General features: G+C 47.4%; 13 protein-coding genes. 10 read left to right on the forward strand and 3 right to left on the reverse strand.

What is annotated here, in order from left to right; translation table 11 throughout:
- Positions 1-44: 44 nt before the first annotated feature.
- Complete coding sequence (locus J4N23_RS15390) at positions 45-416, reverse strand: hypothetical protein (protein ID WP_207428575.1); 372 nt, start codon at positions 414-416, stop codon at positions 45-47.
- A gap of 535 nt (positions 417-951) precedes the next feature.
- Between J4N23_RS15390 and pgk the strand changes: the two genes are divergently transcribed.
- Positions 952-2,142 (forward strand): phosphoglycerate kinase, encoded by a 1,191-nt coding sequence (pgk, locus tag J4N23_RS15395; protein ID WP_207428577.1) that lies wholly within the window; start codon positions 952-954, stop codon positions 2,140-2,142.
- A 50-nt stretch (positions 2,143-2,192) separates the two neighbouring features.
- On the opposite strand, the gene J4N23_RS15400 is transcribed toward pgk, so the two are convergent.
- Entirely contained in the window at positions 2,193-2,468 is a 276-nt protein-coding gene (locus J4N23_RS15400; protein ID WP_207428579.1) for a hypothetical protein, read from the reverse strand.
- The gene (locus J4N23_RS15405; protein WP_207428581.1) at positions 2,465-8,839 is read right to left on the reverse strand and encodes a T9SS type A sorting domain-containing protein; all 6,375 of its coding nucleotides are present in this window, start codon (positions 8,837-8,839) and stop codon (positions 2,465-2,467) included. The genes J4N23_RS15400 and J4N23_RS15405 overlap by 4 nt, the downstream gene beginning before the upstream one ends.
- Before the next feature lie 279 nt (positions 8,840-9,118).
- Here J4N23_RS15405 and mraZ point away from each other — a divergent pair, with 279 nt between their 5' ends.
- Genes mraZ through murG form a run of 9 tightly spaced genes read left to right on the forward strand, consistent with a single transcriptional unit; the run spans position 9,119 to position 19,472 of the window.
- Complete coding sequence (mraZ, locus tag J4N23_RS15410) at positions 9,119-9,583, forward strand: division/cell wall cluster transcriptional repressor MraZ (protein ID WP_207428582.1); 465 nt, start codon at positions 9,119-9,121, stop codon at positions 9,581-9,583.
- On the forward strand, positions 9,573-10,478 hold the full coding sequence (gene rsmH, locus J4N23_RS15415; RefSeq protein WP_207428785.1) for a 16S rRNA (cytosine(1402)-N(4))-methyltransferase RsmH: 906 nt from the start codon (positions 9,573-9,575) through the stop codon (positions 10,476-10,478). Before mraZ ends, rsmH begins: the two co-directional genes overlap by 11 nt.
- Positions 10,479-10,533: 55 nt before the next feature.
- Entirely contained in the window at positions 10,534-10,944 is a 411-nt protein-coding gene (locus J4N23_RS15420) for an FtsL-like putative cell division protein (RefSeq protein ID WP_207428583.1), read from the forward strand.
- The gene (locus J4N23_RS15425; protein WP_207428584.1) at positions 10,928-13,030 is read left to right on the forward strand and encodes a penicillin-binding protein; all 2,103 of its coding nucleotides are present in this window, start codon (positions 10,928-10,930) and stop codon (positions 13,028-13,030) included. The genes J4N23_RS15420 and J4N23_RS15425 overlap by 17 nt, the downstream gene beginning before the upstream one ends.
- Complete coding sequence (locus J4N23_RS15430) at positions 13,031-14,491, forward strand: UDP-N-acetylmuramoyl-L-alanyl-D-glutamate--2,6-diaminopimelate ligase (RefSeq protein WP_207428585.1); 1,461 nt, start codon at positions 13,031-13,033, stop codon at positions 14,489-14,491.
- Positions 14,491-15,732, forward strand: coding sequence for a phospho-N-acetylmuramoyl-pentapeptide-transferase (gene mraY, locus J4N23_RS15435; RefSeq protein ID WP_207428586.1), 1,242 nt, complete (start codon positions 14,491-14,493; stop codon positions 15,730-15,732). Before J4N23_RS15430 ends, mraY begins: the two co-directional genes overlap by 1 nt.
- Position 15,733: 1 nt before the next feature.
- Complete coding sequence (murD, locus tag J4N23_RS15440) at positions 15,734-17,080, forward strand: UDP-N-acetylmuramoyl-L-alanine--D-glutamate ligase (RefSeq protein ID WP_207428587.1); 1,347 nt, start codon at positions 15,734-15,736, stop codon at positions 17,078-17,080.
- Positions 17,081-17,127: 47 nt separating this feature from the next.
- Positions 17,128-18,315, forward strand: a complete 1,188-nt coding sequence (locus J4N23_RS15445; protein WP_207428588.1) for an FtsW/RodA/SpoVE family cell cycle protein — start codon at positions 17,128-17,130, stop codon at positions 18,313-18,315.
- Between the two features lie 53 nt (positions 18,316-18,368).
- Positions 18,369-19,472, forward strand: a complete 1,104-nt coding sequence (gene murG, locus J4N23_RS15450; RefSeq protein WP_207428590.1) for an undecaprenyldiphospho-muramoylpentapeptide beta-N-acetylglucosaminyltransferase — start codon at positions 18,369-18,371, stop codon at positions 19,470-19,472.
- Positions 19,473-19,512 lie beyond the last annotated feature (40 nt).

The raw sequence follows: 19,512 nt of genomic DNA on the forward strand, positions 1-19,512 counted from the left end.
GCGGCTCAGGCCTATATGCGGATAACTGTCTTTTGTTTCCAGGATTACTTGGTATTGGACTTTTTTCGGATAGGTATATTAAAGTCTCTTTCAGCAATTTCTATCATGCGCCGGTAAGCCTCCAAGCGTAGCTGTTCGTCTTCTAACTGACGCTCAAGCAGCTTAATCCGGGCTTGCAGTTCTTCTGTCGATTGAGATGATGAAGGGGCTTTCGCAGGAGGTGCCATTACTTGTGTCTCTGTTACCAAAAGTAAAGAACATCGGCCATACTTAAGCAAATTTTGCTGCCAGCGCTGTATCGCACTATGGCCTCTGATGTTGTAAAGGCGTCGGGCTTCCTCAATATTTACTCTTCCCTGAGCTACCTGCTCCACCACCATCCTTTTGAAGGATTCACTGAATGTCTGTTTGTCCATTTGTCTACATTTTGTGTAAACCTATTTCAGGACAAGACAGATAGTCACCTCATCCCTGACCCTTCTCCTCAAGGAGAAGGGAACCACGCAACTTAGGAGCATCCTACAAAATCTCGTAGTTCGCAGATGTCCAGGGTTGGCGATATTAAGTTACGCGGAGGTAAGTTGTGTTTTTCCTGTCTAGCAGTAGTGTGGTGAGAACCTGTAAACGCATAACCGGATTATTCTAAAACCTTAAATTTTCTTAGAACGAGACAGACGACACATCAAGGCACATCCCCTCTCCTTGAGGAGAGGGTTAGGGTGAGGTGTTTGTATTATTATACGGGTTGCTGTTGACGCAGGGTCTCTCGTAGAGGCCCTGCGTCTCAAAGTTGCGCGATCTGCTACTTCGCAACGTGTTTCAGACGAACCATATTTTGTAAAGCCTTAGCTGCTGTTTAAGACAAAAAACGTTTCTCTAATAATATAAATCAAACTTAGTGTTGATTTCACACCTTTTATTTTAAATCAAAATGCTGTAGCTTTACCCACTATGAAAACAATCGACAATCTAAATTTTTCGGGTAAAAAGGCGCTTATCCGCGTCGACTTTAACGTCCCTTTAGACAAAGATTTCAATATCACTGACGATAATCGTATTCAGGGAGCCCTTCCTACCATCAAGAAGATTCTTGCTGATGGAGGAGCCGTGATCCTGATGTCGCATCTGGGACGTCCGAAAGAAGGTCCAACAGAAAAATACTCACTAAAACATATAGTTAAGCACCTGTCTGATGTGTTAGGCCGGGAAGTTCAATTTGCTGATGACTGCATCGGGGACCAGGCAAAAGAAAAAGCAGCTGCGTTGAAAGATGGAGAAGTGCTGCTACTTGAAAACCTTCGTTTTTATAAAGAAGAAGAAAAAGGTGATGAGGCTTTCGCAGAGCAACTAAGTACCCTTGGTGACGTGTATGTGAACGACGCCTTCGGTACAGCGCATCGTGCCCATGCTTCCACTGCAGTAATTGCTAAGTTTTTCCCGGCAGCTAAATACTTTGGCTACCTGATGGCTGCCGAGTTGGAAAACGCCGAAAAAGTGTTAAACAACGCGGAGCGGCCTTTCACTGCTATCATGGGTGGTGCGAAGGTTTCCGACAAAATTCTATTGATTGAACGTTTGCTGGAGAAAGTGGACAACCTCCTAATCGGAGGAGGTATGGCTTATACTTTTGCGAAAGCGCAGGGTGGACAGATCGGAAAGTCGCTGGTAGAGGAGGATAAATTGGAACTTGCCTTGAGCCTGATCGAAAAGGCAAAAAGCAGGGGGGTAAATCTGATTCTTCCTACTGATTCTATCATTGCAGATAATTTTGCTGCTGATGCAAATACCGATACGGCTACTAATGATAATATTAAGGACGGCTGGATGGGATTGGATATCGGTCCTGAGTCAGTGACCAAATACACAGAAGTAGTTTCAGGTTCGAAAACCATCCTTTGGAATGGCCCAATGGGTGTATTTGAAATGGAAAAGTTTGAAAAAGGAACCAAAGCGGTGGCTGAAGCAGTAGTTGCAGCTACGCAAAATGGTGCATTCTCACTAATTGGTGGTGGCGACTCTGCTGCTGCGGTAGCGAAGTTCGGCTTTGAAGACCAGGTGAGCTATGTATCCACCGGTGGAGGAGCCCTTCTAGAGTATATGGAAGGAAAAGAGCTTCCCGGTGTGAAAGCTATTAACGAATAAATCTTGCGCGGCCGGGTCGATATGTTACCCGGCCAATTTTTTTATCATTATTATTTTCGACCTACTCTAGCCATCCGGCCATTCCGCTGCCGGCTGATCACATACACTCCTGCTATTCCCCCGAGCAGCACTAAATAAATAGCTCCGTCATCTAGAGGCGCTGTTTCGTCGGGATTTCCACCGCCGCAAAATTCCGGGTCATTAGGGTCAATTCCGAACTCCTCACAATCGTCCGCCTGGCAAGTGGCCACCGAAGTAACTAGTAGTAAAAGGGCAAATACCCCTCTTTGGAGAAGTCGTTGCAAGGATTTAGGTGCGTGGGTCATTGTTTGATAAGTTTGGTTCTGGTGATCACTTTCCGTGTTTTTGCCTGAAGGACTTCCAGCAAATAGGCTCCGGGAGGCAGGGAAGCCAGATTCACATTCAGCAAAGGCAGGGACGATTGTTTTGCTATTTCAAGAAGTTTTCTGCCTGAAAAATCATATAGGGAGATGATATAATGTTGTTCTGTTTCCGGCAGGCTAATATTTACTTCGGTATATACCGGATTAGGATAGACAAGTATCGGCCTGGCTTCTAGTCCGGTCATTTCTACCTGTGCAAGGTCCGAGTAACCCGACTGTCCGTTCAGCAGGGTGTATTTGATTCGATAGTAGTTCAATCCGGGCTTAGGGTCTGTGTCGGTAAAGTGGAACAGCTGACCTGGTTTTATTTCTCCTAAGGGAACCGTCGCGACCTTGGAAAGGTTGCTGGACGCTGTTCCCCGCTCCACTTCCAGCGTCTTTACTTCTGCGAGGCCGGAGCAAGCCCATTGGAGGTTTACCGCCCTAAGCGTGCGACTGGCGTTAAGGCCAGTCACCATTACCGCAGGTGCTTTCTTCTTGCTGAATTCAAGCGTGAATCGTTCAGCGCCAAAAGTGGCGGCACTTGATTTATCGATGCTGAAATCATAGAAACTAATTTTCTTTAAATCGACCTTTAATCCCAGGAGAGCATCCCTTAGGAATACATCGTACTCGCCAAAGTCGCTGAAGTCCGGGAAGTTCAGGCTAACATTTTTCGATTCGGTGGCGTTCAGAAAGAGTTTTATCGTTCGGCCTTCTTCCAAGTCCGGGAGGAAATTGACGGCAAGGTTTTGATTGTCGGCTGAAAGGGTACTAAGGCTGACGCTGCTCCCCGAGAAGTAAACCGCATCATCGGTCCCTTTTTCGGATTTGCCGCTTTCGAATACAATGGTTGCTTCGTCAGCATTAGCATCATCCGCTAAAACGAGTTTAAACGTCTTGCGGGTGGAGGCGCTTTGAACTACAGGTGCAACTCCTCGCTTGGAGCCTGGTGCTGCTAATAGTTTCGCCCCGGTAGCACTGGTCGACTTACAGGCTTCAGTAAATTGTACGACTCCCGTCGTTGCATCGTTTCTAACCTTGACGTAGAAACCCTGGCCCGGCTGTATATACCTGGTCGCTCCACCATTACTTACACCGTTGATGTAGGTTGCCGTTCCTCCTCCTGGTTTGATCAGCACAATCATATCGTCCAGGTTCGTAGAGTTGGACAGCAGGCTGTGCCAGTCGATGGTAGAAGGGTAGGGGTTGCCCACCAGGTTGTAGCCGTTGTAGGGATCGTCCCTGATATACTGGGGAGCTTTATTTTGAGAGTTGGTGACTGGAATAGAGATGGTGTTTTTGTTGATAGGACCGCTATAAGTGACGGTCACATCCTCGGGTGCAGCATAGGGTGCATTTAGTTTGCCCGCTGCATCTTGCCGGTTACCCCGGAAGTAGACCAGGTAGCCTTTTCCTGGAAGGGCAGATTCAAAAATGGTGGGCAGCGGGCTAAAGATGGAACTTCCGGAGTAAGCGGGTTCATTATACGTCTGGATGGTGATGGCGTCGGGCGTCTTTTGTCCCCCGTAGTCGAAGCCGCGGCTCGTATTGCCCGGCCCAGTAATAAGGATATAATCCTTTAGTTGCTGAAAGCTCTTCTTGCTCAAAGCGGCGTCATTAATGGGACTGGACATTGAGCGGGTTCCCCGGTAGCTTTCTACTTGATTTCCGGTGATGAAGCTCTGAACGTTTACATGACCGGTAATATCACTTCCTGCACTCAACGCACCGATACTCGCCGATCCGTTCTCATCCGAAAGGAGAAACAGCTTCCCGTTTGCATTTAAAGTTGCATTTTCAGATACGTTCAATGTCCCTCCGCTTTCTACAGAAAAACTTCCGGACTCTAACAGCTTCACTCCTGATCCTTTGAATGATACATTTTTAAAAATCAATCCCAAGCCCTCGTTTGTATTGTCATTGAGCTGCTGGTTGGATCCGGAAAAGGAGATCGCCGGATTGTTCAGCAGCAGATCAATTTTGCCTCCTTCAGAGGACCAGTCGCCGCTCACGTTTACCGTTCCTGCCGCTAAAGTTTTAGTGCCGGCCCCCGAGAAACTCAAATTTGTATACGAGCCAGGTACGATGGTTTGCGGAAGATCTGACTGATAAGCGACACTAAAGGACCAAGTTTTATTGGATGGAAGGGGAGCGCTACTGCCATTTGCGGTATATAGAATGCCGGAACCTTGAGTACTAAAGGCAGGACCCGCCTGGAGACTACTGCTGCTCATATCCAGGTGACCGCTGGAAATAGTCAATGTGCCGTTGATGGTGTAGCCCGATCCGCTGCTAAGCGTGAGTCCTTCGCTATTATGGATAACCAGGTTGTTCAAGGTAGCAGGGAGCCCGCTTCCGCTAACCTGGGCGTCTTCTCCATTGAAAGTATAGTTTCCTGCTGTACTGAAAGTTCTGGTGGAAGTCTGAATGGTACCCGTACTACCCGAGTTACTCAAACCCTCAGGATGTGCGGTTATCAATGATCCTCCTGATTCCAGAACAAATCTCGAGGAAGGGGCATTTAAGACGGAAAGGCCGAAGTCAACCGTAGCGCCAGTGCTGACTGTAAAGTCAATGCTTCCTGAAAAACTTGCCGCCGGGCCCTGGTTGAATTTTTGTACGCTTGTGCCTTTGAAGTTAATCTTTCCTGAACCCGATCCCTCTTTTATAATCCCCCCGTTGAAGCTGAAGTCGCCGAGGAGGTTGCAGTTTAGGGTACCGCTTGATGAGCTTAGGGTAAGCGTTCCCCCGCTTTGTATGAATCGGTCCTTGATAAGTACCTCTCCTCCTGCAGTGCCAAATCGTAATTCGCCTCCCCCTGTGGAGATGAGGCTGAAGTATTGCGTGCTGAATGTGCCTCCCAGCGAGGGGCCTCTGTCCGCTACGTTCTGATCCGGGCAGTTCCAGACAATGTGGTAGAAATTTTGATTCATCCCTCCAATGCTGTTGAGGTTGCTGGTGAAGCTGATAAACTCGCAGCTGGAGCCTTCCGACCAGGTAGCGAGCGGCACCGTTCCTGCCGACGTAGTGTAGAGATGTTCATACTTTCCGCTTTCCCGGAATACGATACTTCCCGTAGGGTTGATAGTTCCTGCATTTCTGACGGTCCCGTAAACGTCGAGATCGGTTCCTGCACCATCAGGAATGGAGAGGGAGACCGATGCATTTACCTGTAGCACTCCACCTGCTGCTACCAGGATCTGGTCTGCGCTCGTGTTGGCTGTAATGGTAATCTGGTGGTCTTGGTTGATAAGAATACCACTTGCAGCGGCGCCGGGGACAAGGGTTGCGGCATGCCAGTCTGTAAGCCCATTGGATGAGCTTTGCCAGCTGGAGGCATCCGACCAGTTGCCATTGCCATTGGATTGGAAATAGTCAGAAGCTGTACTTAAAGCGATGTTGTCGGGCACCGCTACTGTTGTGCTGAATCCAGCCCCGGTCGCTGTGATGTTTTGTGTCCCGGGGCTACGCAAATTGACCCCAAATGATCTTCCTCCTGAGGAGAAGGTACTGGAGCCAGGAATGCTGGCGGCAGGGTCAGGACTGCTGAGGGACACCGAACTGTTAACACTGCTGATCCTGTTAAAGAACTCGTCCGTGGCATAGACGTTGACGGTAAAAGCAGTTCCGCGGGCTGGAGGTGCCGGATTGCCAATTTTCCCTCTGACGGTCCCCGGCGCAGTTGTTTCTCCGGGTAGTAGGAGCTGTAGTTGCGCCAGTGGTCCTGTTTGAACGGCGAAAGAGGGACTGCTGTTAGCGGTTTTTGATCCGTCCGTTATGTCGCTCACGCTGATCGTTCTATTGCCGGAGGTTTTAAGCGTTACCGTCTTGCTGAGGGTGCCATTCATCAGCTGGCTGTTGCCCGGTAGAATTGCATTCGGATCACTCGAACTTACTTTTACCAGGTCGCTTGCTGAAGTAACCAGGTTCCAGGCATTATCGACGGCATTTATGGTAATGTTAAGTGGGACGCCGGCAGTCTGGGCAGTAGGCGTTCCGGTTTTTCCGGTGGCCGTGCCTGGAGCAGCCGTTTCTCCCGGCAAAAGGAGCTGAAGTCGTGCAAAAGCTCCCACGTTGACGCTAAAGGTCGAGCTCGTTGCTGCCTGCACCGCCCCATTGTTTAAGTCGCTAGCGGTAATGGTATGTTCTCCCGGGTTCCTGAATGTGATGTAAAAATTTGTTTTGGTACCTGTTGAGAGCGTTGCATCTGCGGGGAGGCTGGCGTTCGCATCAGAGCAGTTTATTTTAATCAGGTCGCTTACCGTACTGACCCTATTCCAGCTATTGTCTACCGCGGTTACCGTGAAGCCAAATGCAGTGCCGGCGCTTCTTGCAGTAGGTGTGCCTTTTTTACCCGCTATCGTCCCCGGCGCAGCGCTCTCTCCCGGTAATAATATCTGCAACTGGACAAATGGACCCGGAATGACACTTACCGAACTGCTAGTAGCGGCCGACTTACTCGCATCGCTAATGTCCGCTGCTGTAACAGATCTGCTCCCTGCGGTCCTTAAAGTAATGCTAAAGCTTTGCGTTCCTTCTGAAAGATTAAGTTGAGCCGGCAAAACAGCGTTCGGGTCGCTCGAGCTGATCTTGATCTGGTCGGTAACACTGCTGATCCTGTTCCAGGCCGCATCGACCGCATTTACCACTACGCTGAAGGAAGTTCCTGCAGTTTGTGTCTGCGGAGTACCTGTTTTGCCGGTGATGGTTCCGGGAGCAGCTGTCTCTCCGGGTAAGAGTATCTGTAACTTGACGAATGCACCTGTTGCTACCGTTATGTTCGCGCTGCCTGAAAGGGAAGGGTTGTTGGTACTTGCGGCAGAAATCTGCTGTTGTCCGTTACCGCGAAGCGTGATCCCGAAACTTCTTGCGCCGGAGCTTAGGGTACTACTTGCCGGAAGGTTCGCATGGCCGTCAGTGGATGTTATTTTCACTTGATCACTTACCGAGGATACTCTATTCCAATAGTCGTCGGTAGCGTAGACGGTAAAGTAAAAGGAAGTGCCGGCAGCTGCGCTAGTAGCCGTTCCACTTTTACCAGCACTGGTTCCTGGCGCTAAACTTTCGCCCGGCAACAGGAGCAGCAACTTGCTGAACTGTCCGGCCAGCACGTTGAAAGAAGGGCTGGTATTCGCGGTCTTCGAAGCATCGGTAAGGTCTGCTGCTCTTATCGTTCTTGAGCCGGCAGTCTTCATCGTAATGCTGAAGCTTTGGGTTCCATTGACGAGGGCTGCGTTAGGCGGGAGGGTTGCATTTACATCCGTTGAACTGATGTCGATCTGATCGGTTGCGGTAGTGATCACATTCCATGCAGCATCTACGGCATTGACTGTAACATTAAAAGGCGAGCCGGCGGTCTGCGGCTGAGGTGTGCCGGTTTTGCCTGTGCTTGTTCCGGGTGTCGCAATCTCTCCGGGAAGAATAATTTGTAACCGTGCAAAGGGTCCTACCACTACATCAGTAGTTACCGTAGCATTAATCGTGTTATCGGGAACGTTGGTAGCGGTAATGGTTGTTGCACCGACAGCTCTTAACGTGATGCTAAAGCTTCGGGAACCGGAAGATAGCGTGTTAGCTGCAGGAAGACTGGCATTCGGGTCGCTGCTGCTGATCTGGATACTATTACTGTTGCTGCTTATCCGGTTCCAGTTCTCGTCTACCGCGCTTACTGTGAACGAGAAGGAGGTGCCGGCCGGTCTTACACTGGCTATTCCAGTCTTTCCACTGCTGGTGCCGGGAGCTGCGGTCTCGCCGGGTAATATCACCTGCAATTTCGCAAAGTTGCCTGGCGCCTGAGACAGGGAACCACAATTGCTGCCATTGCCAAATCCTGAAATACTTGCTGTGCCTGAAGTACGGGTAATATTGGCGGCGGATAGCACTCTTTTGGAGGAGCATTTTACCTCGATCCCCGCAATGCTAATACCTGTTTCTGCCGACTGTATTCCATTGGTACTGTAAGTAATCGTGATGGTGGTAGCAGCGACGCTTATGCTGGCCTGTGTAATCGAGGGCCCTCTGAAGGTCACGGTACCTGCGTTTTCTTTAAATAACCAACCTGTTGGTGCACTAATAACTAAGGTGGCATTGGATTGATTAGCAGCGAAGTCGGTGCTGAGGTTACTCGATATACTTAGGGTACCTAAGGGGCTAAAGGCTTCCCCTGAACTTCCTACTGATTTATCCGCCGATATATTTAATCCTCCGCTAGCGGTCGAAACAGTCACCGCGGCCCAGGTTTTAAAAGTTATTAGAAGAAACAGCAGCAGAATAAGGGAAAAACCAATTCTCTTGGATGATGAATTGTGCATAAGGAGAGCGCTGAAGGTTTGATACTAAGGTTGATAAACTACCGACAATAATACCGATAAAAAATAAAATAGAAGGAAAAAAAGTTTCACATACCAACGGCGCGTTGCTCCTTTTTTCAGACGCTCCCACTTTAACCCTAATCGCGGAGCGACATCAAAAGCTGGCTTTTGGGGGCAAAGTGGGAGAAAGTTTCTTGTTGAAAACTTTTTGTGGAGGAAAGTGGTAGAAAGTGGGAGAAATGTTTTTACTTTTACTTTTGAATAATAGTATAAGACCCGATGTCTCATTTCTTAGGCGAATTTGAATGTAAACTTGATGCGAAAGGTAGGATGATGGTTCCTGCTGGATTGCGCAAGCAAATGCCTGAGGCGGAGAAAGACGGATTGGTGGTGAACAGGGGATTTGAGAAGCATTTAGTAGTTTATAGCAGAAAAGAATGGGATCGGATTATGGAAGATCTGAGTAAGTTGAATCAGTACGAAAAAAAGACGAGGGAGTTTATTCGCTACTTCACTCGCGGAGCTACTGAGCTTTCTCTGGATGCTGCCGGTCGTGTTTTGTTTCCTAAATCTCTTCTTGATTATGCTGGTATCGGGTCTGATGTAGTATTGTCTTCTCAGTTTAATAAAATTGAAGTCTGGGCTAAGGAAGCTTATGATGCTCAGATGGATGATGAGCCGGAGAATTTTGCAAATCTGGCCGAGGAGGTGATGGGTGGCTTGGGAAGGAGGCTTGATGTCTGATTATCATGTTCCCGTTATGCTGAAAGAATGCATAGAGGGCTTGGACATTAAGCCGGATGGTGTGTATGTCGATGTTACTTTCGGTGGTGGTGGGCACTCCCGGGAAATACTGAAGCATTTGAACGAGAAGGGCAGGTTGCTGGCGTTCGATCAGGATGTGGATGCGCAGCAGAATATTCCTAATGATGATCGGTTAACCTTTATAGATCAAAACTTCCGCTTTTTGAAAAACAATTGCCGCTTGTATGGGGCAATTCCAGTGGATGGAGTTCTGGCTGATCTAGGTGTTTCATCCCACCAGTTTGATCAGCCGGAGCGGGGGTTTTCTATTCGTTTTGATGCAGAGTTGGATATGCGTATGGATCAAAGCGGTTCATTGACAGCCCGGCAGGTGGTAAATGAGTATTCAGAAGAGGATCTTCACAAGATTTTCGGCATTTACGGAGAAATCCAAAATGCAAAATCACTGGCGAAGGCGGTAGTGACTGCTCGATTGAATGCGCCGATCGAAACGGTTGCAGAGCTGAAGGAGGCAATCAGGAAAAATATCCCGAAAGGGAAGGAAAATAAATACCTGGCTCAGGTTTTTCAGGCCTTGAGGATTGAGGTGAACCAGGAGCTGGAGGCGTTGCAGGAGTTTTTAGCTCAGGCGGTAGATGTGTTAAAGCCGGGAGGTCGGCTAGTGGTGATGTCTTATCATTCATTAGAAGACAGACTTGTTAAAAATTTTATAGCAAAGGGGAAGTTTCGGGGTGAGGTGGAAAAGGATTTTTTCGGAAATGAAATTAAGCCGCTGGAGTCGGTGGTGAGAAAAGCGATTACAGCTAGTGCAGAAGAGGTGGCGCAGAATAACCGGGCAAGAAGTGCAAAACTTCGGGTGGCGGTTAAGTTATAGTTAGGGGTTTTGTGTGGCTTGTAGCAGGAAAATAAAATTAGACTATTAGTTAACCATGAGTAATCGTTTTAGGGCGCAGGTATTGGAAGAGGAGGAGCAGCAGGAGGCTCAGCCGGAGTTGAAGGAGAAAGCAGAGCTTCCTAAAAACTTTTTTACCACGTTTTTGACAGAAGGTGTGGTGACAAAGGAAGCGGCTACTGAGATGATGCCCTTTATAATTTTTCTTGCAATGCTGGGGATGGTCTATATCGCTAACAGGCATTTTGCAGAGAAAAATATCCGGCAGATAGACAAGTTGAACAAAGAGGTGAAGGAGTTGAGTTGGGATTATAAAACGTTGAAAGCTGACCTGATGCTGAAGAGTACGCAAACAGAGGTTGCAAATCAGGTTGACACATTGGGATTATTTGAACCGGTTGAACCACCTAACAAAATAGTTGTATCGGTAAATGAATATCAGGACTGACATAATCTTAAGGGTTTATATCGCCTTTGGCTTGATCGTGCTGCTTGCCTTTGCAGTATTGTTCAAGTTGTTTCACCTGCAATTTACTCAGGGGGAGAAGTGGCGGGCGATGGCTGATAGTCTTTCTACGAAGTACGTAGATGTAGAAGCTGTTCGCGGAAATATCTACTCAGCAGATGGTAGCTTGTTGGCAACATCGGTTCCTGAGTATGAACTAAGGATGGATGTTGTTGCCGGTGGGATTGAAAAAGATAAAATATTTTATGAAAAAGTAGATTCGCTCGCCGAGAAGTTGTCGGTGTTCTTTGGTGATAAAAGTAAGCGCCAGTATTCTCGGATGCTGCGCGAAGCGAGACGGGACAGGTCGCGGTACTTATTGATCAAAAGGAAGGTAACGCATCAGGAACTAGCTGCTATTAAGAAGTTTCCGATATTTAATCTCGGACGTTACAAAGGAGGATTGATTGCGATTCAAAAGAACAAACGTATTCTTCCTTTCCGTACGTTAGCAGCTCGTACTATTGGTTATAAAAACGAGAATGTACAGCCGGTGGGCCTTGAAGGCGCCTATGCCAGTTATATAGATGGTCAAAGCGGCAGGAGGTTGGTTCAGCGAATTGCCGGTGGCGTGTGGATGCCCGTAAATAAAGATATCGAGATCGCTCCTAAAGATGGGGCTGATATTATTTCTACCATCGATATCAATATGCAGGACGTGGCACAAAATGCCCTGCGCAAACAGCTGATCAAAAGTAAGGCAGCTCACGGTTGTGTGATCCTGATGGAAGTGGCTACGGGAGAAGTGAAAGCCATCGCCAACTTTACCAAGGTAGGCGAGGGTGTTTATGAAGAGAAATTCAATTATGCCATCGCGCAAAGCGCTGAGCCCGGCTCTACCTTCAAGCTGGCTTCTTATTTAGCCCTGCTGGAAGATCGAAAAGTGGATACGAATTCACTGGTAGATTGTGAAGGTGGCACATGGAAAATATTCAGGAAAACAATTCGAGACTCACACGAAGGAAACGAGGTACTAACTGTCAAGAGGGCTTTTGAGGAGTCGTCAAATGTTGCTATTGCGAAGCTGGTGTATCAGCACTATAAAGATAACCCGTCAAAATTTACCGATCATCTTTATAATCTTCATTTGAATGAAAAGTTGGGTCTCCAAATTCCTGGTGAGGGATCTCCGCTGGTAAAAACCCCTGAAAGTCGTTTTTGGAGCGGCTTAAGTTTGCCGCAGATGGCGTATGGATATGAGATGAAGATGACTCCTTTGCAGATGCTTGCGTTCTATAATGCCATCGCCAACGACGGGAAACTACTGGCTCCGGTGTTTGTTCGGGAGATCCGTCGTTTAGGAAACACGGTAGAAAGCTTCGGCGCCAGAGTGATTGAGGATAAGATCTGCTCAGAAGAAACGCTGAAAAAGTTGCAGGGAATGCTGGAGGGCGTGGTGGAAAACGGATCGGGTAAAACATTTGTAAAGAACCCGCTCTATCGGATCGCCGGTAAAACCGGAACAGCGCAGATCGCTAACGGTGCAGCGGGTTATCGTTTGAAGCGTTCTTATCAAGCTTCTTTCTGCGGATACTTTCCCGCCGACAATCCAAAGTACTCGATGATTGTTGTGCTTACAGATCCAAAGGGTGCGTACTATGCTTCTTCTGTAGCAGGACCGGTTTTCAGGGAAGTAGCAGATAAGATATATGCGAACGATATGGAGATGTACAATCCCGTACAGGATATTAAATACGTAGGCAATACGAAAATGCCGCCTTCGAAAGCGGGCTACAAGCATTCAACGCAGAAGGTTTACCGGGCGCTGGGAGTTAAAGCATTTTTTGCAGCCAACAGTGATTTTGTAAACGTGGTCGATACTAACAATGGCGTCTCTGTAAAGGAAGTAAAACTGATCCCTCAATCAGTTCCGGATGTAACAGGAATGGGGCTGAAAGATGCGGTTTACCTGCTCGCAAGCGCCGGCTTAAAGCCTTTGGTTAAGGGAAGCGGCAGAGTAGTAAAGCAGTCTCTTGACCCGGGCAGTCGGATTGTTAAAGGTTATCCCGTGACTATTGAACTTAAATAGATGAAAGAGCTGCAAGAATTACTAAGAGGAGTTAGCCTACTTGAGCAGAAAGGAAACAGCTCGGTCCCGGTAACAAGCATTTGTTTTGATTCCAGGAAAGCGGGGCAGGGCGCGCTGTTTGTTGCGGTGCGGGGTACTGCTGTCGATGGGCATGATTTCATTCAGAAAGCTTTGGAATTAGGCGCATCTTTTATTGTTTGTGAAGCTTTACCTGAAGTGCTTCCTGAAGATGTAGTGTTCATCAGAACGCCTGATTCAGCGAAAGCACTGGGGCAGATTGCAGCTAACTTCTACAATAATCCGTCAGAGAGGCTTAAGCTGGTCGGTATAACGGGTACCAACGGGAAAACGACGGTTGCTACGCTTCTTTACAAGCTTTTTGAGGAGCTCGGATATAAAACCGGGTTAATCTCTACAGTTCAAAATCATATACATACGGACATTGTCCCTTCCACTCACACCACTCCCGATCCGGTAGCCTTGAACAAGCTGCTTGCAGAAATGGTAGAGGTGGGATGCGATTACTGTTTCATGGAGGTAAGTTCGCACGCTGTTGCGCAGCATCGTATTGCAGGGCTACAGTTTACAGGTGGAGTGTTCACCAATCTTACCCATGATCACCTGGATTTTCATAAGACATTTGATGCGTATCTAAAAGCGAAGAAAGCCTTTTTTGACGGTCTGGACAAAAATGCCTTCGCGTTAGTGAACGCTGATGATAAAAACGGGAAGGTGATGCTTCAGAACACCAGGGCGCATCAAAAGACCTACAGCTTGAAGAACCTGGCCGACTTTAAAGCGAAGATTGTTGAGAACCAGTTTGGAGGGCTTCTGCTTAATATTAATTATCAGGAGGTTTGGTTTAAGCTGGTTGGAAGCTTCAACGCCTATAATCTGCTTGCTGTGTATGGAACCGCCATGCTCCTGGAGCAGGATAACACAAAAGTATTAACCGTACTCAGCAGGCTGAGTGGGGCTGAGGGTCGCTTTGATTACGTTGTTTCTCCTAACGGGATCATCGGTATTGTCGATTATGCTCATACCCCGGATGCCGTGCAGAATGTGCTGAATACGGTTCAGGATATCCGCAAAGGAACGGAGCAGGTAATTACCATTATCGGCTGCGGGGGCGATCGTGACAAGGCGAAGCGCCCGATTATGGCTCAGGTAGCCTGCGAGTGGAGCGACAAAGTCATCCTTACCTCGGATAACCCGCGCTCAGAAGACCCGCTCACCATTATCAGTGAAATGGAGGCAGGAGTGGTGCTTAGCAATAAGAAGAAAGTGTTGACAATAGCAGATAGGAAAGAGGCCATCCGGACGGCTGTCCATTTGGCGAAACCGGGGGATATTATTCTCTTGGCAGGTAAGGGACACGAGAAGTACCAGGAGATTAATGGTGTGAAATACCCTTTCGATGATAAAGAAATTTTGACCGAACAACTTAATTTATTGAGCTGATGCTTTACTATTTATTTACCTGGTTAGACAGAGAATACGATATTCCGGGAGCGGGGGTGTTTCAATACATTACCTTCCGTACGGCAATGTCTATTATTTTTTCTCTTCTCTTTACCACAATTTATGGAAGCAAGCTCATTAAAATCCTCAGAGCAAAGCAGGTGGGAGAGACCGTGCGGAACCTCGGACTGGAAGGACAGATGCAGAAGCAGGGAACACCTACCATGGGAGGTCTTATTATCCTTGGCGGGATTTTGCTGCCAACCTTGCTTTTTGCCAAGCTGGAAAACATTTACGTGATCCTGATGCTCATCACGACGGTGTGGTGCGGAATTATTGGTTTTGTCGACGACTATATTAAGGTATTTAAGAAGGATAAGGAAGGCTTAGCCGGGCGCTTCAAAATTATGGGACAAGTAGGACTGGCCCTGATCATTGGCTGGACCATGTACTTTCATCCTGATATTGTAGTTAGACAGCAGGTAACGCTACCAACGACGAACACGGCACCGCTGGAAGTTCATCAGCGTGGGAATGAGTACTACTTTACGCAAAACCTCAAGTCCACTAAAACCAACATCCCTTTCTACAAGAACAATGAATTTGATTATGCGAAGGTGCTTACTTTCCTGGGTGAAGGCTATGAGAAATATGCACTGGTCGTTTTCTTGTTTTTTGTGATTGTGATCATCACCGCCGTATCTAACGGTGCAAATATCACTGATGGTATCGATGGTCTGGCAACAGGAACCTCTGCTATCATCGCCGTTACGCTGGCGGTTCTTGCTTACGTGTCAGGTAATACCATTACTGCTCAGTATTTGAATATTATTTACATACCTAATTCGGGAGAACTCGTTGTGTTTGCGGGTGCTTTTACAGGGGCTTGTGTAGGTTTTCTTTGGTATAATTCATATCCCGCCCAGGTATTCATGGGCGATACAGGAAGCCTGGCCATCGGTGGTATTATAGCTGCCTTTGCTATCATGATCCGCAAGGAAATGTTAATTCCTATCCTTTGCGGGATATTCCTGGTAGAGAACCTGTCGGTGATTATGCAGGTCTCTTATTTCAAATACACGAAGAAGAAGTTTGGGGAAGGAAGACGGATTTTCCTGATGTCTCCCCTGCATCACCATTATCAAAAACGAGGCTATCACGAAGCGAAGATCGTGACCCGCTTCTGGATCATCGGCATCATCCTCGCCATATTAACTGTTGTAACCCTTAAGCTCCGGTAAGATGGCAGAGAAGAAATACATGGTGATCCTTGGGGCAGGAGAAAGTGGCGCTGGTGCTGCGGTATTAGCGAAGAAGCAGGGCTACGAGGTCTTTGTGTCTGACCTCGGTCCGATAGCGGATAAATACAAGAGGGAGCTTGCGGAGCATGGTGTTGAATTCGAAGAGCAGCAACATACCGAAGAGCGGATCCTATCGGCAGACGAGGTGATTAAAAGTCCTGGTATTCCCGAAAAGGCGCCCCTGGTAAAGAAACTTAAGGAAAAAGGCATTTCGGTCATCTCTGAAATCGAGTTTGCCGGTCGTTATACCTCTGCAAAGAAGATCTGTATTACGGGGTCCAATGGAAAGTCGACGACGACCATGTTGACCTATCACATTTTGAAGAATGCGGGATTGAATGTGGGTCTTGCTGGAAATATCGGTAACAGTTTCGCTCGTCAGGTAGCAACGGAAGAGTTCGACTATTACGTGCTGGAGATCAGTAGCTTTATGCTGGACGATATGTATGAGTTTAAGGCAGATATTGCTGTACTACTCAATATCACTCCCGATCACCTGGATCGCTACGATTACAAGATGGAAAACTATGTGGATTCAAAGTTCCGTGTAGCTCAAAATCAAACTTCGGCAGATATTTTCATTTACTGTGCAGATGACGCGGAAACGGTGAATGGTCTTAGTCGCCACCCGATAGCAGCTAAAGCGTATCCATTTTCCATTCAAAAGGAATTGGCGGAAGGCGCTTTCTTAAAAAACGATCAAATTATTATAAACCTGGATAAACAAGAATCATTCACCATGTCATTAACAGAACTAGCATTGCAGGGCAAACACAACATCTACAACTCCATGGCCTCTGGAATAGTTGCTAAAGTATTAGAACTGCGCAACGAAAGAATCCGCGAAAGCATGGGTGATTTCAAAAACATTGAACACCGCCTTGAACACGCTGGTCGTATATCCGGGATCGATTTTATTAACGACTCTAAGGCAACCAACGTTAATTCTACATGGTACGCGCTGGAGAGTATGAATACCGACGTGGTGCTCATTCTTGGGGGTGTCGATAAGGGAAATGACTACAGCATGCTGAAAGATCTGGTAAAAAGCAAAGTGAAGGCTATTGTTTGCCTGGGCAAAGACAACAAACGGATTCACGATGCTTTCGAGGATGACGTGGAAGTAATTGTGAATACTTTTTCGGCCGCTGAAGCAGTGCAAATCGCTTATCATTTGGCCAAGAAAGGCGATACTGTTCTTCTTTCTCCGGCTTGTGCAAGTTTTGATCTGTTTAAAAACTACGAAGACAGGGGCAATCAGTTTAAAGACGCTATAAGAGAATTGTAGCGCATATTGAGATAATTATTAAGGGTACGAACATAAATAGGTGTAACATGCTAAACGCTATACTAAGTAAGACAAAAGGAGACCGGTGGATTTGGCTGATAGTGATATTGCTTTCAGTATGGTCTTTACTCGCTGTTTATAGCTCTACCGGTACCATCGCTTATAAAAACGATAAGTCTGCCGAGCAGTACCTGATTAAGCACCTGGTGATGATTGTGGGAGGTATCGCGCTGATGTACTTCTCCCATAAGCTCGATTACAGGTATTATGCGGGTATTTCAAAGATCTTGATGATTTTTACGATACCTCTTCTGTTGTATACCCTGATTTTTGGTAACAATGTGAACGATGCGAGTCGCTGGGTGACCATCCCGATCATCAATCAGACTTTCCAGACTTCGGATATGGCGAAACTCGCCCTTATTACATTTCTGGCCAGAACGCTTACCCGTAAACAGGAGAATATTAAAGATGTGAAAGATGCCTTCCTGCCCATTATGGGGTCGGTTTGCGTGGTATTTATACTGATCGCCCTGGCTAACTTATCAACAGCCATCATGTTGTTCGGTGTAAGCATTTTGCTGCTAATTATCGGTCGTATTAGTATTAAGCAAATTGCAATTGTTTGTCTTGGCGGCTTGATATTGCTTTCCTGCGTAATCTTTTTGGGTCCACGTAGAAAAACATACATCTCTCGTATCGAGACGTTCATGCATCCCGAGAAGGCAGATCCTGATAAATCATTCCAGGCCAATCAGGCTAAAATTGCGATCGCTACTGGGGGTATCATGGGAAAAGGACCCGGGAATAGTACGCAGAGAAATTACTTGCCGCACCCTTATTCCGATTTTGTATACGCTTTGATCATCGAGGAGTATGGAATGGTAGGTGGTGTAGCGCTGGTGATCATCTACTTGGTGTTTTTGTATCGCTGTATATTAATTGTAACAGCGAGTCCGAAAGCTTTTGGAGCCCTGTTGGCGGCCGGCCTCAGTTTTAGTCTTACCATCCAGGCTTTTGCCAATATGGCGGTTTCGGTTGGACTTGGTCCCGTTACCGGGGTGCCGCTGCCTCTGGTCAGTATGGGGGGAACGTCCATCCTGTTCACCAGTGTTGCCTTTGGTATTATTCTTAGTGTTAGTCGCGATATCGAAGAAAAAAAGGACGGAAGCCAGGAGGGAAAGAAATCAAGTGATAATAAAGTAATCGTAGGGGAAATCCCGGCGATGGCCTAAATAAAAGAATTACGGATAGAGCCGGGTAGAACCTGTTCTGTCATCAAACAAAAATGAAGAAAGTAATCATAAGCGGAGGCGGAACAGGAGGTCATATCTTCCCGGCAGTTGCAATTGCAAATGCCTTGAAGCGTATCGATCCCACCATTCAAATTCTGTTCGTTGGTGCCAACGGAAGGATGGAGATGGAAAAGGTTCCGGCTGCAGGTTACGAAATTGTGGGTCTCGATATTCAGGGCTTTCAGCGGAAAGCTCTGTGGAAGAACATCCTACTTCCGGTGAAGATGCTGAAGAGCTTGCTGAAAGCTCGCTCGGTGATCAAGTCGTTTAAGCCCGACGTCGCTGTTGGCGTGGGTGGATACGCTTCCGGACCTTTGCTTTATGCCGCAGGGTGGATGAATGTTCCCTATTTGATTCAGGAGCAGAATTCATATGCCGGCATTACCAACAAAAAACTGGGCCAGAAGGCAGAGAAAATTTGTGTGGCCTTTGAGGGGATGGAAAAGTTCTTTCCGGCGGAAAGGATCATGTTAACCGGTAATCCCTTAAGGAAGGAATCGGTTGCTATTGCAGGAAAGAGGGACGAGGCTTATGCAGCTTTCGGTTTAGATCCTGCAAAGAAGACGATCCTCGTTACGGGTGGGAGTCTTGGCGCCGGAACGTTGAACAAAAGTATGACGGCGGGCCTCGGAAAGTTGATCGCTGCAGATGTGCAGCTGATTTGGCAGACTGGGAAGTACTATTACAAGGCGGTGGTAGAACAAGTAGGGGAACGCCCCCACCCGAATGTCGTAGTGCTCGAGTTTTTGAATAGAATGGACCATGCTTACGCTGCCGCGGATGTGATCATTTCAAGGGCGGGAGCAGGAACCATTGCGGAGCTGTGTGTGATTAAAAAGCCGGTGATCTTGGTTCCTTCACCTAATGTGGCAGAGGATCATCAGACAAAGAATGCGATGGCTTTAGCCCAAAACGGAGCTGCGATTTTGGTTGCTGACTCTGTGGCAGAGCGGGAGCTGGCAGATATCGCGCTAAGCTTAATTAATAAGCCTGATAAGATTAAAGAACTAAGTGAAAATATAGGAAAGCTGGCTTTGCCTAACGCCGACGAAGTTATTGCGGCGGAAGTCTTGAAGTTGGCTGACAGAAGGAAGTAGGAACAGAAACAGAGGTTCGGATTAACCGGACAGAGTAGAT

The sequence above is a fragment of the Pedobacter sp. SYSU D00535 genome (assembly GCF_017355855.1).
In the GTDB taxonomy this organism is placed as follows: Bacteria; Bacteroidota; Bacteroidia; order Sphingobacteriales; family Sphingobacteriaceae; genus Desertivirga.